General features: G+C 34.1%; 22 protein-coding genes. All 22 read right to left on the bottom strand.

All coding sequences use genetic code 11. The features are described 5' to 3' along the window. Nucleotides 1–247: 247 nt before the first annotated feature. Nucleotides 248–1564 carry a hypothetical protein gene (locus RBU59_RS20060; RefSeq protein ID WP_308144254.1) on the bottom strand — a complete coding sequence of 439 codons (1317 nt, stop codon included), beginning with the start codon at nt 1562–1564 and terminating at the stop codon, nt 248–250. Nucleotides 1565–1627: 63 nt separating this feature from the next. Continuing rightward, a complete protein-coding gene (locus tag RBU59_RS20055; RefSeq protein WP_308144253.1) occupies nt 1628–1933 on the bottom strand; it encodes a hypothetical protein in 306 nt (101 codons plus the stop codon). Beyond that, nucleotides 1923–2474, bottom strand: coding sequence for a flavodoxin family protein (locus RBU59_RS20050; protein ID WP_308144252.1), 552 nt, complete (start codon nt 2472–2474; stop codon nt 1923–1925). The genes RBU59_RS20055 and RBU59_RS20050 overlap by 11 nt, the downstream gene beginning before the upstream one ends. 81 nt (nt 2475–2555) lie before the next feature. After that, nucleotides 2556–3320 carry a nucleoside phosphorylase gene (locus tag RBU59_RS20045; protein WP_308144251.1) on the bottom strand — a complete coding sequence of 255 codons (765 nt, stop codon included), beginning with the start codon at nt 3318–3320 and terminating at the stop codon, nt 2556–2558. A 7-nt stretch (nt 3321–3327) separates the two neighbouring features. After that, nucleotides 3328–3798, bottom strand: a complete 471-nt coding sequence (locus RBU59_RS20040) for an NUDIX hydrolase (protein WP_308144250.1) — start codon at nt 3796–3798, stop codon at nt 3328–3330. A gap of 56 nt (nt 3799–3854) precedes the next feature. Beyond that, nucleotides 3855–4376, bottom strand: a complete 522-nt coding sequence (locus tag RBU59_RS20035) for a GNAT family N-acetyltransferase (RefSeq protein WP_308144249.1) — start codon at nt 4374–4376, stop codon at nt 3855–3857. 146 nt (nt 4377–4522) lie between these two features. Next, the gene (locus RBU59_RS20030) at nt 4523–5335 is read right to left on the bottom strand and encodes a multinuclear nonheme iron-dependent oxidase (protein ID WP_308144248.1); all 813 of its coding nucleotides are present in this window, start codon (nt 5333–5335) and stop codon (nt 4523–4525) included. A 62-nt stretch (nt 5336–5397) separates the two neighbouring features. Next, nucleotides 5398–6204, bottom strand: a complete 807-nt coding sequence (locus tag RBU59_RS20025) for a YdcF family protein (RefSeq protein WP_308144247.1) — start codon at nt 6202–6204, stop codon at nt 5398–5400. Between the two features lie 29 nt (nt 6205–6233). Next, on the bottom strand, nt 6234–7091 hold the full coding sequence (locus RBU59_RS20020; RefSeq protein WP_308144246.1) for an AAA family ATPase: 858 nt from the start codon (nt 7089–7091) through the stop codon (nt 6234–6236). Between the two features lie 168 nt (nt 7092–7259). Continuing rightward, nucleotides 7260–7853 (bottom strand): HD domain-containing protein, encoded by a 594-nt coding sequence (locus tag RBU59_RS20015; RefSeq protein ID WP_308144245.1) that lies wholly within the window; start codon nt 7851–7853, stop codon nt 7260–7262. 188 nt (nt 7854–8041) lie between these two features. Beyond that, a complete protein-coding gene (locus RBU59_RS20010) occupies nt 8042–8971 on the bottom strand; it encodes a GNAT family N-acetyltransferase (protein ID WP_308144244.1) in 930 nt (309 codons plus the stop codon). Between the two features lie 58 nt (nt 8972–9029). Beyond that, nucleotides 9030–9155 carry a hypothetical protein gene (locus RBU59_RS20005; RefSeq protein WP_308144243.1) on the bottom strand — a complete coding sequence of 42 codons (126 nt, stop codon included), beginning with the start codon at nt 9153–9155 and terminating at the stop codon, nt 9030–9032. After that, a complete protein-coding gene (locus RBU59_RS20000) occupies nt 9152–9340 on the bottom strand; it encodes a hypothetical protein (RefSeq protein ID WP_308144242.1) in 189 nt (62 codons plus the stop codon). Before RBU59_RS20000 ends, RBU59_RS20005 begins: the two co-directional genes overlap by 4 nt. Nucleotides 9341–9467: 127 nt before the next feature. Further along, a complete protein-coding gene (locus tag RBU59_RS19995) occupies nt 9468–10034 on the bottom strand; it encodes a non-canonical purine NTP pyrophosphatase (protein WP_308144241.1) in 567 nt (188 codons plus the stop codon). 182 nt (nt 10035–10216) lie between these two features. Further along, nucleotides 10217–11143: an aminoglycoside phosphotransferase family protein gene (locus RBU59_RS19990; protein ID WP_308144240.1), complete on the bottom strand. Its 927-nt coding sequence runs from the start codon at nt 11141–11143 to the stop codon at nt 10217–10219. Between the two features lie 9 nt (nt 11144–11152). Continuing rightward, nucleotides 11153–11692 carry a GNAT family N-acetyltransferase gene (locus RBU59_RS19985; RefSeq protein WP_308144239.1) on the bottom strand — a complete coding sequence of 180 codons (540 nt, stop codon included), beginning with the start codon at nt 11690–11692 and terminating at the stop codon, nt 11153–11155. A gap of 144 nt (nt 11693–11836) precedes the next feature. Beyond that, a complete protein-coding gene (locus RBU59_RS19980; protein ID WP_330698371.1) occupies nt 11837–12343 on the bottom strand; it encodes a GrpB family protein in 507 nt (168 codons plus the stop codon). A 129-nt stretch (nt 12344–12472) separates the two neighbouring features. Continuing rightward, the gene (locus tag RBU59_RS19975; RefSeq protein ID WP_308144238.1) at nt 12473–13315 is read right to left on the bottom strand and encodes a hypothetical protein; all 843 of its coding nucleotides are present in this window, start codon (nt 13313–13315) and stop codon (nt 12473–12475) included. 31 nt (nt 13316–13346) lie between these two features. Next, a complete protein-coding gene (locus tag RBU59_RS19970) occupies nt 13347–13541 on the bottom strand; it encodes a hypothetical protein (protein ID WP_308144237.1) in 195 nt (64 codons plus the stop codon). Between the two features lie 215 nt (nt 13542–13756). Continuing rightward, nucleotides 13757–13930: a hypothetical protein gene (locus tag RBU59_RS19965; protein ID WP_308144236.1), complete on the bottom strand. Its 174-nt coding sequence runs from the start codon at nt 13928–13930 to the stop codon at nt 13757–13759. A 50-nt stretch (nt 13931–13980) separates the two neighbouring features. After that, nucleotides 13981–14490: a kinase gene (locus RBU59_RS19960; RefSeq protein ID WP_308144235.1), complete on the bottom strand. Its 510-nt coding sequence runs from the start codon at nt 14488–14490 to the stop codon at nt 13981–13983. A 66-nt stretch (nt 14491–14556) separates the two neighbouring features. After that, the gene (locus RBU59_RS19955; protein ID WP_308144234.1) at nt 14557–15087 is read right to left on the bottom strand and encodes a CHAP domain-containing protein; all 531 of its coding nucleotides are present in this window, start codon (nt 15085–15087) and stop codon (nt 14557–14559) included. Nucleotides 15088–15188 lie beyond the last annotated feature (101 nt).

The following is a 15188-nucleotide window of genomic DNA, read 5'->3' as shown; positions in this document are numbered from 1 at the left end:
ATTTATATGTTATTTTTTTAACACTGTATTAATTGTAAATGGTAAATTAAGGTAAGATATGTATAAAGCATTATCAATGGGAATCGACATTTATGAAAAACTGCACAATGGATTATATACTATAAAAAACAGACCCAAGAAAATAACTATAACTGTCGTTATTTTTCTGGTTCTGTTTTCTAAGGTATTAATTCAAATTTATATGCAGAAAAGGTAAATTCAGCAACAAAATCTTATCTTAATGTATTTACTCTGATAATACATAATCAAGTACAACATCTTTTCCGCTCTTACAATCATCTATTGTAGGCTGAATGGATATATCGGGAAGAAATGTTTTAACTCCGTCATTCTTATAACTGAAGCTCTTACTGAATTCAAAATATTTGGTACTATAACTGACCGGAATCTGCGAATTAGGAAGATTCATCGTCTTAACTTCTCCGTAACAGTCCAGTGCGCCGCCTGTAGGCTCTCCCACAGATATAGCTTCCGGAGCCGCTTCTTTTACTCTATATATTGCAAACATACCTGATGAAAACGTGTTTCGTCCTATTAATGTGTAAACCTTGACATTATCGTTTTTTTGAACATAATTCTTTAAAGATTTCGTAAAAGGGTTAAGTATTTCCGAATTTCCTCCGGTATTGTTTCTTAAGTCAATAATAATCTTATTGATATGGTTTTTCTCTATAACACCAAACATTTCTTTATTAAAATCGGCAAATTTCCGGTTTTCCATGTCAGCACAAACATTATATTCAAAATAAAGGGCTTTATGATCGGGTAAATATTTATAATCATAGTATTTATCATATTTTCCAATCACAACATCCTCCGTCTTACTGTTGACGAAATTGGCATTTTTACCGTATTCCAGTGCTGAAACGGTAAAATCCTGTACTGCGTTATCTTTTTGTACCGTAAATACGGCTTCCTTTTCATTTTTTATAATGCCAAGGCCATACATATAAACCGGTGACTCCAGGTAACTTGGGAGCATTGCTAATACCCAGCTTTCATTTTCATGGGATATAAGTGATTTAAGTTGCTTAAGCACTATATCAATATCTACCCCATCAATTTTTAATATTTTTGAGAACATCATCTCTTTAAGGCCGGTATCCGCATTTACTACATAGACATTTCCGCCAAATATCTTGAATTGCAGTGGGTAATGATATCCGTCCCAGTAATTAACCGTAGTATGCGCATCCCCAATCAAAGCTATAATCTTATTGAGCTCAACAAATAACTGTTTATTGTTTAACTTCTCTATATTAGCTATTAATTGGTCAGTCTTCTCATTAAATTCTTCCTTGGAAATAATACGAAACAGATTCTTGTGATGTTTCGGAAGCTCTTTTTTGAAAAACATTATATCCTCTTTCAGAAGTTGGTTACGCTTTTCATTTGTATTATCATTTTTTAATATAATTTCTCTGTTTGTTGGCTTTTCTTTGGTAACTCTCTCACTGGCAGCGCATGAAGTAACAGTGATTAATAAATTAATTGCAATTAATAAAGCCGCGCTAATTAGTAACACAAAACGTTTTGTCTTCATAAATTTATACTCCTTACTATTTATCATAATTTATTTTCTTATTATCTTTACTTCTGTTCCTGTTCAATAATCTTTAGTTGTAGCCGTCACCGTCGTTTGTTTCTTCTCTTTCATGCTATTATTAGATACAAAACCAATTATAGATAACATAATATTCACAGCTATTATAACGCCAATAATAATAGCTAATGTTTTCCAAATACGATGCCCTCGACGATTTTTAATAGCCAGCTGTTCGTTGATTCTTGATAATTGCTCCGCCACAATATTTAGCCATTGCCGCAAGCAACGCATAGTAACATTACTGGTAAAATGCTTTAATAACCCAAATTTATTAATAATACAAATGACAAAATTACTAACCTCCATTAAAAAACCTAATAATATTGTTTACCCCGGCTAATGCAATTTCATCTTCAATGGCAGGTTTACTATTTGTACTAAAACTATATGTAACCTGAGTAATATCGTAAGCATTCATATGGTGTAATAGACAACAAGCTGTATCATATGGCTTATCTATAGCACCATCTCCTCCACCAACTACAATCACAGCACCTCTTTTGGGTTTAATATGTAGCTCCTCCTTTCTAAAGTACTTAGCACAAAAATAAGTTTGCAAACGACTTCCGATATTTAATAATGCACCTGTTAATTCAGAAAAATAAATAGGCGATGCTATTAATATATTATCACACACTTGAATGTAATTATAAACTTCCTGCATACCATCTAACTTACGGCACCCTGTATTACTCCAGCAATATCTGCAATCAATACATGGACTTATTCCGCTGTCATATGCATTAACAATTTTATATTCGCCATCTAACTTATCAAGAACTTTATTAATTAAACTTACAGTATCACCATTTTTTCTAGGTGAACCGTTTAAAATTAATGTTTTCATCACAAAACCCTTCTATTTATTTGTAAATCCATCCCATATTTTTTCGTTTATGTATTCACTCAGCAGAATATGACTTATGACCTATAGTATTTTTGCGGCCAGCTCCATAGCCAATAATGCAATTCTATCCTTTTCTAATACATTTGATGAATTAGCCAGACTTCGTATATCCCAGTTATCATTATCCAGATTGTCTGCCGCATAAAAGAAGTGAAATATCTCTTTTCCTCTAAAATCTGCCAAAGCTGCAACTGCCGAACATTCCATATCTACACAAATACAGCCGTCTTTTTTTCGTTTATTTACTTTCTCACGGGTTTCTCTGTAAATACCATCTGTTGTCCATACCTTTCCAACGGTGTAGGAACATTTATGACTTTTTAGAATTTCAATAAATTCCTCCTGATACTTCACATTAACATTGATCTCATCCGAGGCTGTGGCATAATGAAAACTGGTTCCCTCATCTCTCACCGCTACATTTGGTATAATTATGGAACAGTCTTTTATATCGGCATCAAGTACCCCGCAAGTACCAAAAAGCACTATCTTTTCAACACCCATAGCAAATAAATCTTCTAAAACAGCTACACAGCCGGCAGCTCCCACATAAGATATAAACAAGGCAATCTCGATTCCATTATAGCTAACTCTATAAATGGGAATCTCCATATTTGCCACTCCTGTCGTAGCAATTGGAACCCCGTTCAGTTCTTTAAGTAACCTATCAAATGTAATCCGTGAAAAACAGGAAACTGCAATTTGGGGGAAATTTTGAATCGGCTCTATTAAATCAAATGCATTAATGACAGCATTTCTATTGGAATCAAATTCTTCAAGTAACATAACTTCATTACCTCCACAAGTATTTTATTTCTTCTATGAATCGATCAATTATATTCTTATGACTTTTAACTGTATTATCCGGCAACCTATCAAGGGATATAAATCTAAGTTCAAGTGATTCAACTTCATCTATTCGTATCTGTCCTTTAAAATCATGGGTATAATAAGCTATTGTGACCGAATAAAATTCATCTCCATTGGGAACTATCAAAAAATGCTCCGGGCCTGAGAATACATCCATTAAATTAAGCTTACCTATGTTTAAACCCGTTTCTTCATAGACTTCCCTGCGGGCAGTATCTTCGGCAGATTCCCCCAGTTCCATTAGTCCGCCAGGCAGCCCCCACATTCCATAAGAGGATGTCTTGCGCTTTTGAAGTAATATTTCGTTATTATTATTCAGAAGGATAACAACCGAACCTACTAATATAAGAGGACGGTGCCCTACAAGCTGCCTCAATTCTTCTACATAATTCATGGATAAACTCCTAATATGATTTCATAATTTGATGATTGGTTTTTTATACGTTGTTGTTATTTAATTTCAAGCAAATACAGCAGTTCTTCTCTATCTTCATCAGAACATTTATTTTTACGGCCTTTTGTTTTATTTACTAATGACATCCCTAATTTTTGCATTACTCGATAGGAATTAACATTCTCACTATCGCAATGTGCTATGAATCGACTAACTTTCAATTCTTGTATTGCAAAGCTAATTATTTCTCTTGCTGCTTCTGCTGCATATCCATATCCCCAGTGTTCCCGGCTTATAATCCAGCCAAGTTCAGCCTCTAAATTATCCTCATTGATATAGATACTAACTGCACCGATATGACTATTATTCAGAAGAATTGCAAATTCATAAAACTCCGGGGTTGCCTTCTGCCACTCTGCCTGTACCCTATCTAAGAATTCTTTGGTTTCGCTGACCACGGTATTGGGCAAATGCACCATATATTTTGTGTTTTCTAAATCGCTTGAATATTTATGAGTAGATTCCAGGTATTGCGATCCTAATGGTACTAATAACAGTCTTTTGGTATGTAACTTCATACTTTTCCTCCTTTTATTCAGATTCTTATATATATACTAAGATTCTTATATTCAGTTATACATCCTGTGCTTTAATAGGTTAAAAATAATTAATAAACACTTAGGATTATCGAATGATTCTATGTGCAAACCAGAACTATTTCGAACTATCTTTTATTATTAACAATCTGAACTATCTTTTTTAACTGTCTTTCTATCGCTTTCTTATCGCTTCGCCATAAAAAATGTTCTCCAAATCCTCCGTATTCCAAAGTAACTAGTTCCGGATTCGTTATTTTTAAAATAAACTCTAAATTCTTATAATCATCTTCATTCATTTCTAAATGATGATCCCTCAAACCATCTTTAGTATCTCTCGTTCCGACCACATGGATTTCTTTAACTCGTTCCAATGGCAGTGCTGACATATAATCTTCCACTGACAAACCTAATCCGCTTGCTGTTACTTTCGCATGTGCTATGTCAAGCAACAATCCTATTTCATATTCCGAACACAATTGTTTTATTAATTCAGGATACACTGAATATCTAATAATTCCGGGACTATTCGTTTCGTAATATGGAGTATAGGGTACATTTTCGATTAATAGTTCTATATCAAGATTTTCTTTCCATAACTGAAGAGTACTTCCCATACGTTCTTTCACCATTTCATAAGTTATCTCTTGCTCATCCCAGTCAGATCGATATGTCGCACAATGGAGTCCAATAAATTTACTATTACAAAATTCCACGCTACCTTTGACTTGGTTCCAATTAACGTTACTTAATTCAGCGGCGCCAGTGTGCTGCGGTATATCTGTTCCCACTCCATGCAGCAATAACTTTCCGTAGTCTTTGTACTTTACCGGTATTTCATCATCCGATTTTGATAAAGCAATTTTCACATAATCTACGGTCACCTTATCTTCATCAATCAATTCCATTAACTCATTTGATAAATTACACCCGATTTTCATCCTACACCCCCATACATTTCGCAAGTTTACTTGCGAAATTGCTCAATTTATTGATGGATACCTTACCTGATAACATCCTGACTTGAAGCGTATATGGGATTCGCTGTTCGAACTATATCCCCATTTGTTTCTTTTAGTATCTCGAAAGCATGACGAACTTCCAATGGAATATCTACATGGGCAATATAATTCTTTCCTTTTGGCCCGTAGCCATATAAGTCATCCGATAATCTCGCGATTTCCCCCGCTAACAGAGCAATATAATGTTCCATATCCCACATTCCCCAAGGCACAGCTTCGAATGACAGCCTATCGCCCCGTACTAATACATTAGCACAGTATGCTGCATAATTAATAACAGTAACATCCGGTATATATTTTTGAAATCCGGCAGTCATACGCAGCTGCATAGTTGCATCCTGGCATAAAATGACAGATTCATAAACGATATGAAACTCTTTAAGCAATTCAAGCAAGTAAGTAATGTTATTCCCACAGTTGGTTGAATTACACTCCAAATAATCGGGCTCAAGGTCATATTTATATTTTAAATAATTGGCAAATATCTTAGCTTCCGGTAAACCGGCAACTGCTACTTCCGGACATTGTTCATGCATCTTCATACGCAAAGTATCCGTGGTGTGACCGGCTCCTCCCACAATAATGTACTTTTTGGCAATTTTATTCTGCATTGCATTTGCCAGAACATCACCTCCGCATGGAATACTTCCGCCAAAAAGCACCATAATGTCCGCTTGTTCAAATCCATATCTTTTCTTCAATTCAAAGGATGTCAGTAACGGAATATCCCGTCGGCCGCAAAATGCTCCAAGTATGTTAATACACTGCGCTGCAATTTCCAGATTCATAGTATTCCCCCGCTTATTTATGACCAATATTATAGAAATTCATTTTCATGATCTTTAAAAAAATCATAATAGTTCCTGACATTTTCCAATTCCGTCCAACGGCGAACCGTTACCGGATTTTCATCAAGGTTATATATCCTTGCTCCAGACATGGCAAGCAGAAACGGTGAATGCGTAGATATGATAAACTGGCATCCAAAAAACCTTGCCGACTCCTCAAGAAAGCTCATTAATTCCATTTGACGCTTAGGAGAAAGGCTATTTTCAGGCTCATCCAATAAGTAAAGACCATTTTCACCGATTTTTTCTGTGAAATACAGAAACGCACTTTCTCCGTTGGAATATTCACGTACATTGTCTATTAATTCACTTCTGATATAACGTGACTGTGTTTTACGCCTGGACTTATTAACTTTCTTTAATTGCTCATAATCTGCCATGGATTTCATTTGAAATTGAGAGTATTTTACATCCAGATATTCCTCAAATAATTCATCCCTTTTTAAATCGATTCCCTCATTTAAATTGCGGATATTAAGCATATAGTCAAATACGTCATCGCTTGTAATAATTCTACTGTCTTCCGGAATGTCTTCTTCCACGTTCATATAACACAGTTTGACATAGTCAGGAAAAAAATTTGATTTATTATAGATAGAATCCCGACGGATGCCTGTCTTTTCCGAAATTACATTAAGTGCCGTAGATTTACCAGAACCGTTTCCTCCATATAATATTGTAATCGGTTGAAAGTCGAGCCTGTCCAGATTATGATTGGAAAGTATCTTAAATGGATAATACGAGTCATAACAGGTTCTCTTAATACTCAAAATAAAATCAAATTCCATATCGGCACTGGGGAATGTAAAACTGCTTAAATAAATCATTAGTATTCTCCTAATTTTTACTTCAATTAGGCATTTGCGAAACTCAAAACTTGTATTTCTATGACATGCAATTCATACAATTTTAGAGCTGAATCTTGCCTTTATTGTTTCGCAATCACCTATTACTTTAATATATTATTCTAACGATAGAATATAAATATTATGCTTCTATTTCAATGACTCTCTAATCTCCGGTAAAATTTCATATAAAGAACAACCTATTTGAGATTCAAAATATTTCTTAAGTTCATAGGTAGCTGTCCATCGTGATACCGTAAATGGATGAACGCCATATCGTATGGTTGTATCTACAAATCTTTGTTCCAGGATACATAATCTATCCGGTAATGCGAGAGCGTCACACAGAATAATAAGCTTATCGTAATCATTATAGATGCAATTAGTAATAAATTGATCCATTTCTTCCTGATCGGGCAGAGTAATATCCATCTTACCGATATCCTGGTATATGTTTTTTGTAGGATAGGAATGTGTCAAACAGATAACTGCAACCTCATCCCAGTTTTTCGATAACATATACCGATATCCATCGATTGTATGTTTTACGGCTGATGGTCCATATCTTCTCCCAATATCATGAAGCAGACCAAATACATATGCTTTATCTTCATCCAGCTTACTATATCTTGCTATTACTTCTGCCGCTCTTGCAACATTTTTACTATGATCAATCCATGGTCCCGGGTTTAACTCACTTGCCAGCTGCAATTCGGATTCTGCTGCTTCTCTTGTTGGAATCATCACAAAATCTCCTTCTCTTTATGATATTTATAGACAATTGCGAAACTAAAATTTTATTTATATGTCATGCAATTCATACACTTTTAGAGCTGAATTTTGCCCCTAAAGGCAACTGAAGCTATAAATTTCGTATGAGTTGCTTGGAATCTTTAAATAACTATATTGTTTCACAATTACCTAATGAATCTTCAAAACGTCTTTTGATAGTATTGTGCATATTCAAATCTTTCAAATCCTATCTTTATATAATAATTAAATGGTTCCTCATCTGGATCCACAAATGCTTTCTTACATCCGTACTTTTGTAATATTTTTAAAGAATTATAAACTGCAGCTTTCCCCAGTCCAAAATTACGATATTTCTCATGTGTTACCATCGGTTCCAGATAAGCTGTCTGCGTCGTTTCATCATACCAAAATCCACAAAAAGAGGCATAATCTCCATTCTTATCTAGTACAACACTGCAGATGTCCCTATTATAATTCAGCCAAGCATGTTTAATAGATAGTTTTACATTGTCGTTGATTTTAGGAATATCACCTTCATAATGAAATCCTAACCAAATAAGTTTGCTTAATTGATCAAAGTCAAATACTTCTGAAAGTGGATGAATGCTAAATCCATCCTCAAGTGTGGCTTGACTTATTTCTTTCTGAAGATTATATTGAAGAGTTCCAGTAGTAAGAGAAAGCTTTTCGTATCCTTCTTTTAGCAGTAGTTGGTCTAAATCGTCTTTTTGATTAAGAACCACTATAAATATATAATTTTTATTTTCCTGTTTTATAGATAAATTATCTTCTACATATCGGATGATATCATATAAGGTTTCTTCCGTTTTACATCGGTTGTCAATCACCGCCTCACCTAACCATGGACTCGCTGGACGGGCAGCACAAACAACTTGTCCATTTTCTTTCCACATCTTGAATTTATCTAGATGAAACTCTTCAAGATAAGGTGCATTATGTAAGCATTCCCATATTACTCTTGAATGATTGTTTCCGTTGTCACGATTCATTTGAACATAAAAATCGCATAATTCTTTTTCTTCCGGATAGTGACACTTGGTACCAATCCACTTTTCAACAGTTTCATTATCTGATCTATTATAATTCATATTCATTCACTCCATTTCCATGTATTAAAAGAATGGAATCCAACCATAAAGATATAAGTTAATTGATTGCTTGAAATATAATTACATTGGATTTCCACCAATTTTTGCTGATACTCCATTCATTGAGATAATCGTTCCATCCCCATGGAATATTCCACGAACCATCCGGAAGCTGGGTTTTCATAATATATCCCATTCTGCCGTGTTTTGAGTTATACTGCCTTTCACTTGTTCCAGCAATTCAGCCTTTAATGCAGTCAAATCAATGATATCCTTTTCACCGGATTCTTCTAAGTATTGCATGAGCCTAATGAAACAGGCTAATATGTGCATATCATTTTGTCTTTTGGTTAACTTTAATTGTTCCAATGCTTCAAATCTTACGGCCTGGCGTTACGATATATAAACTCTCTTGCTTTTTGATATACTGAATTCATGTTTTTTACCTCACAATTTGATAATAGAATTTAATTTAATCTTTCAGACTAATATATATTTACCTTAATTCATACCATGCTCCGAATTTCTTAATACACGAGTCTTCCTTTGTTTTATCGTAAGCTTCAAAATCATCTTGATCAAACTCTGCTAATGTCTTATCGAATTTTTCAGGAATAAATAGGTACCATAAATCGGACCATTTATTTTCATTGTCCCTGCCTTTTATACTTATAGAAAGTCTTCCGGGTGATTTACTTTCAAAGAATTTTATCATACTTCCGTCAAAATATGCTAAACATGATCTAAATTCACAGTAACGGTTCTCTACACCGTTCATTAGTTTAAGTAAACCCTCTATTCCTATTGTATCTAACGTATGATTCACATAAGCTCTTGGAAAACCATTCAATTCCTCAATAAAAAAACCTGAATCCAGTGATATACAAGGTTTTCTGACCATCTCATATGCCTGATAGACTTTTTGCTCTGCTATTTCTCTAATATTATCACTTCTTGGTTCCGTTAACTTTGCATCATATGGTAATACTTTTATATGTATCAAATCGTTTTGGGCAGTAGCAATCTTACCCTTATTGCTGGTAACAAAAATTATCTCTTTCACTGTTATTAGACTCCTTCTTTGCTTCTATAAATTCTATTGTTTTTGATATACTAAATCAATGCCTTTTATTTCATAAAATATATTCTGAACAGTTAACTCTCGTATCTTATACCTTATTGCATGGCTTAAATGATTACTTAATAAACTTAATGGAATGGAAACCTACTTGATAAAATTAAATTTTATTTGATTACTTCCATAATATCATGTTCCATGTCATCAACCCATTCTTGCGGTGCAGTATCAACATTAAGCAGTCCAAGCATAACCGGAATGTCTGCGACCTTTGCAAGTTGCAGCCAGTCAGATGGAAGTCCATTATACCCTTCAGTGAATGCTTTATAAACATTTGTACTTATATACTGCTGCACATCCGGTGCCTTATTTCGAAAAAATTTTCCAATATCTCTGTATCGACTTTCCGCCATGGCATATTCAAAATCAATGAAATATACATTATCATCCGATATTAAGATATTACCATATCCCATATCACCATGGCACAGTACAAACTCACAATCAATCCGGTGAAGAATATCATGATTTTTCTTCAAATATACCTTTAAGCTATCACAGACAGAGACAGAAAGCCTCGCTCCGGGTCTCCCCTCAAGCATAGAAAATATAAATTCCTCTGTGCTTTTACATGGTTTGATCACATATAATTCTCTATCAAGGAATCCACTTTTAAGGTAATTTTTCTTATGGATTATTGATAACATCCGTCCGATTTCATATACTATTTCTGTTGAGTAGCAGCAATTTCGTCTAATATGTTCTGAAAGCGTTACTCCATGTATATATTCCATTATTGCATATGGATAAGGACAGATTTTTCTGCTATCGTCGTAATAATAAAGTGCAGGTATGCGAATATGTTTCTGCAGATATTCATATATAACCGGTTCAATATTTCCGTCATGACCGGAGTAAATTTTGAGGAGATATTCACGTTGCCCGTCTGCAATACAGTAGTTACTTGTACTCATTCCACTATGAATTGGTGTTACAGCCTTAGTAACTATTGAATTATCAAAAGTTTTGAACATTTCACATACCATATTTTTATTAATATTATAAAATGAGTAAATACGTTGTCCCTGAGACATGTATACCTCCTACTTATCCAGAGTCAGATAAAAATATAATGCTGTTTTTCCTTTATACAGTGAATGAGTATATACCTTGGTATCAATTCCGCCAAGTTTAAAACCATATTTAAGATAGAAGCGGCAAGCAAGTAAATTCCAGTCCTGTGTTTCAAGCGATACTCCGTTTAATCCTTTATCTTTCCCCCATTGTACTGCAGCATCCATCAACATTCTTCCAACACCATGTCCACGATGTGCACGGTCAATTGCAAGATCGTCAATAAAAGCGTTACCATTCCATCGCTTGCAAACTCTGATACTGCCTACACATTCAGTATTAAGCATTGCAAGAAAAGCCGATTGCTCCGTATTCTCAATATACTCTATTGGATCAAAAGAATCATCAGGATATGTTGTCTCTTTTTTTTGGCTAAGTAATTGTTCTGCTGTTCTCCAATCTGTTCCGTCATATGTAGGTACAAGTCTCCCTATGATATCAAACGGCTGTTGCGGGTGTGGTAATAAATGTAGCATTGTTCTATCAAATTGTACGATATTATACTTCATTAAACTGTACCTTTTCCTTATCTTAATAATAGGTATTTCGTATTACCTTTATAATAAATGCTTTATAAACATCATGGAAAATACGCATTCTGTTCACTATTTATAAAATTGTGAAATAAAATCACATTGACCCTCTTCGCTTACTTATAAGCCACATCTTCGAAGTATTTCAGCACCACACGGTTTTTTAGCTTTCATATAACCATCTATATCTTCCGCATAATACTTTGCGGCAAGTAGCTTAACTTCTCCATACCAATCCCGATCTTTTTGATTCATTCTCAAATAATCTCTAAAGGCAATATGCCTCTTTAATTCCTCGGAGTACTCAGGACAAACATATAAATGGTGTCTCATTAAGTTAGGTTTTTCCTCATATTTAAATACTTGTCTATCTTTTATACCCAAATCTCCCTCATAAAAATAATCTATACTGGCAAGTTTTGATTTAATTGATTCAAAGGAATTATAATCTTTTATAATTATATCAATGTCTATTATAGGTTTTGCAGCAAGTCCCTCGACTGAAGTGCTTCCAACATGCTCAATTGATATCATATGACTGTTAAGTACGTTCAATAATTCTTCTTTGATTTTATCAAATTCAGTTTTCCACGCTTTATCATATGGAACTACAATAACTTTTTTCATGCATATACTCCTATTTAAATAATAAGTAGTTGGTAAATCACTGTAATATAATTGTTATAAAATTAATATGTCTTTCAAATTATAATAGTGGCTCAAAAACCTAATGGAATCTTTATTAATTTCATTTCCTTAAGGCGATAAAACGTTAATTATATTGGTAATCCGTTCTGTACAGTCAGCCTCTCTGGCATCTTTTTTCCGCCAGTTATCTGAAAGCGGAAAATACACTTTATCATTTACACTGCTGCCCATGTCCCATTTGCCGAATTGATTTCTGTTACTTTCAAGCCAGTCCACAACAAATTGAAGTTTCTTTTTGCCTGTCTTATATCTTAATAGTAATTCTATGGCAGCAAGATAACGGCTGGTATTTTTACTTTTAAAAACAGGCGGAACCGTATAGATTCTGTGATCATTGATATAGTAGATTCCTGTTTCTTTGTTTAAAATAAATTCAAGAAAAACTTCTTCTATCTTTTGATTTAAGCAATCAGCCAATATTGAAACAGGATAGAAATTAACAAAATCAATTAATCTCCCACCATTTGGTTTTAAACCCAGGACCTCATGATAGGTTTTTACATAGGTTTCCTGGCTATATTCCCCATTTTCAAATGCTGACGATATAATATGAGACCATTTTTGAGCCACAGCATTAGCCTTAAGATTGTCTTTTGTAAAAATTCTTATCCAAGTACTAAGAATAAGACTTGTGAATATATCCCAATCATGAAGTTTCTCCCGTCTGTCCGGTATATTATTGTTGCCGATTAGGCAGTCATTCATATAGGATACCGCCTTTTTTATGCAATCGTCTTCTATGGTAAAACCTAAGTATAACAGACGCCTTAGAGCCTGCTCCGTTGTTATGGGTGACTGGTAAAATTGTGAAAGAGAGTGAAACCATCCCCATTTTCCGTCGTCCTCTTGTAATGCAATAATATCTTTTGCCCATTTTGAATCCTTATGCAACTCTTATACCTCCATCACTTTTGTGTAAATGTTAAATCAGCTTCTCACTATTACCAATAAGATTTTCACTAATAAAGGTAGAAAATTCTTCCAAGTTAGAGGCACCCTTTAACAAATATTCATCATAACAATAGTTTCCGGAATAATTCATAAAGTAAAAGGGACGGTTACTGATTTTTTCAATTTCTACATTAATATTCTTTGTAGTATTCTGTATTATTTTCATATTCTTTCCTCTCATCCGTTCAATGAATATAACAGGAGCCTCATTACTTCTATTTTACTCATAAATCTTAGTAATTCAATTCATAGGATGGATGATATAATCCTGTAGGTTCATAGAAGTTATCACCTATGTATTGAAATCCCAATCGTGTTAACAATTTTTTTAAGTTATTGTTATCCGGATGATGACCCGCATAAAGTTTAACTGCATTTAACTTAACTTCTTGTATTTAACCTGTCTATAATATTTTGCTTCGTAAATTCGCTGGTTTCACAAATATACCTTGTAACATCTTTCTCTCCCCACAAACAACTTGCTAATTCCAAATCAGTCTCTGTCCAGTGTGAAAAGCCAATGCGCTCTGTTTTCATAAAATATTCTTTTTTCATTATTTTCAATCCTTCCTTAACCTCAAACAACTGCTGAAATCTTTATATCTTCACTTCTCATTTTTTATATCTTGAAAAATCATATCCACTGTCTTATCCATACTGTAATCTGCAGTTATTATTTTTTCGGGGATTATGCCGATATAATCCTTTTCCTTCCACCAGCGTTTCATCTCTTCTTCTCCAAAATCATTACAATTGGGCTTAGTCCGGTGTCGTATCAAAGTTTCTTCAAAAGGTATTTCGTAATAATAAGCATATATCCAAGGATCAAATTTTACTTTGATTTGTTCAAATAATTCTCGATACCAGTCCGCATTTAAAATTCCTTCCAGGATAACAACATCACAATTTTCCCTTCCATACTTAACCATCTCTATTAGCAAAGAAATTGCTTTGGTCCCAATTCCATCTTTTACCCATAATATTTCTCTTCTGATCATATCTTGTGAAATAAGTAAAGTACCATATCCAAATCTATTCTGCAGTAATTTTGCAGCCGTTGATTTACCGCTTCCCGAATTACCCCTGAGAATGATTATTTTTGACTTCTTATTCATATTTCCCCCCATTCCGCCTCAAATACATCCTTATATCCTTTTTATCAATGACCCTATCTTTTAGACTTATGTTTCATAATAATTAAAATTATTTGGTATTCGTATATATGCACGTATATGTTCATCTTTATTCCTGCTCATTACCCGTGAAATATTATCATTGAACGTATTGCCTTCGGCGACAACAATGGAATCAGGATGGTTCTCCAGGACAATACCAATATGATCATGTTCAGCATTAATAAAAACTCGATCATATATTACAATATCTCCTGCTTCAGGAATAAAAGCATCATCATTACCATGGTAATAGTCTATTCGTTTATCATTTAGAGCAAAATCTTCCCAACCGCCGCATCCAGCCAGACTGCATGATATGCACTCATCGGGACTATATGGTATTGAAAAGCCGGCTTCTGTACAACAATAATAAACAAAAGCTGCACACCAATTCTTATCCGCTTGTTTAATATTCCATTTTGGAAACAATGCTACAATTGGTTGTATATTTGGTTCTTTATTCTGTATAATACCATAAAAAGGTTTTTGTGCTGCAACCCTTGCAATTTCTGCAAGCTTTCTTCTTGTACACATCATAAACTCCTCTCTGCGCAAAACTTTGCATTATGATTCGTTTTTTCTAAATATTTCCTTACCGTTATTATAATACATTATTATCCATAAATCTACTTCCTTAA

Origin of the sequence: Anaerocolumna sp. MB42-C2 (assembly GCF_030913705.1) — a bacterium.
Classification (GTDB): Bacteria; Bacillota; Clostridia; order Lachnospirales; family Lachnospiraceae; genus Anaerocolumna.
Note: the sequence above shows the minus strand (reverse complement) of the source record. Positions and strands in the feature narration are given on the sequence as shown.

What these genes read in the sequence shown, in the direction of transcription:
- RBU59_RS20060 (WP_308144254.1), bottom strand. Translation starts at nt 1,564, where the DNA reads ATGAAGACAAAACGTTTTGTGTTACTAATTAGCGCGGCTTTATTAATT.
- RBU59_RS20055 (WP_308144253.1), bottom strand. Translation starts at nt 1,933, where the DNA reads ATGGAGGTTAGTAATTTTGTCATTTGTATTATTAATAAATTTGGGTTA.
- RBU59_RS20050 (WP_308144252.1), bottom strand. Translation starts at nt 2,474, where the DNA reads ATGAAAACATTAATTTTAAACGGTTCACCTAGAAAAAATGGTGATACT.
- RBU59_RS20045 (WP_308144251.1), bottom strand. Translation starts at nt 3,320, where the DNA reads ATGTTACTTGAAGAATTTGATTCCAATAGAAATGCTGTCATTAATGCA.
- RBU59_RS20040 (WP_308144250.1), bottom strand. Translation starts at nt 3,798, where the DNA reads ATGAATTATGTAGAAGAATTGAGGCAGCTTGTAGGGCACCGTCCTCTT.
- RBU59_RS20035 (WP_308144249.1), bottom strand. Translation starts at nt 4,376, where the DNA reads ATGAAGTTACATACCAAAAGACTGTTATTAGTACCATTAGGATCGCAA.
- RBU59_RS20030 (WP_308144248.1), bottom strand. Translation starts at nt 5,335, where the DNA reads ATGAAAATCGGGTGTAATTTATCAAATGAGTTAATGGAATTGATTGAT.
- RBU59_RS20025 (WP_308144247.1), bottom strand. Translation starts at nt 6,204, where the DNA reads ATGAATCTGGAAATTGCAGCGCAGTGTATTAACATACTTGGAGCATTT.
- RBU59_RS20020 (WP_308144246.1), bottom strand. Translation starts at nt 7,091, where the DNA reads ATGATTTATTTAAGCAGTTTTACATTCCCCAGTGCCGATATGGAATTT.
- RBU59_RS20015 (WP_308144245.1), bottom strand. Translation starts at nt 7,853, where the DNA reads ATGATTCCAACAAGAGAAGCAGCAGAATCCGAATTGCAGCTGGCAAGT.
- RBU59_RS20010 (WP_308144244.1), bottom strand. Translation starts at nt 8,971, where the DNA reads ATGAATTATAATAGATCAGATAATGAAACTGTTGAAAAGTGGATTGGT.
- RBU59_RS20005 (WP_308144243.1), bottom strand. Translation starts at nt 9,155, where the DNA reads ATGAAAACCCAGCTTCCGGATGGTTCGTGGAATATTCCATGGGGATGG.
- RBU59_RS19990 (WP_308144240.1), bottom strand. Translation starts at nt 11,143, where the DNA reads ATGTCTCAGGGACAACGTATTTACTCATTTTATAATATTAATAAAAAT.
- RBU59_RS19985 (WP_308144239.1), bottom strand. Translation starts at nt 11,692, where the DNA reads ATGAAGTATAATATCGTACAATTTGATAGAACAATGCTACATTTATTA.
- RBU59_RS19980 (WP_330698371.1), bottom strand. Translation starts at nt 12,343, where the DNA reads ATGAAAAAAGTTATTGTAGTTCCATATGATAAAGCGTGGAAAACTGAA.
- RBU59_RS19970 (WP_308144237.1), bottom strand. Translation starts at nt 13,541, where the DNA reads ATGAAAATAATACAGAATACTACAAAGAATATTAATGTAGAAATTGAA.
- RBU59_RS19965 (WP_308144236.1), bottom strand. Translation starts at nt 13,930, where the DNA reads ATGAAAAAAGAATATTTTATGAAAACAGAGCGCATTGGCTTTTCACAC.
- RBU59_RS19960 (WP_308144235.1), bottom strand. Translation starts at nt 14,490, where the DNA reads ATGAATAAGAAGTCAAAAATAATCATTCTCAGGGGTAATTCGGGAAGC.
- RBU59_RS19955 (WP_308144234.1), bottom strand. Translation starts at nt 15,087, where the DNA reads ATGATGTGTACAAGAAGAAAGCTTGCAGAAATTGCAAGGGTTGCAGCA.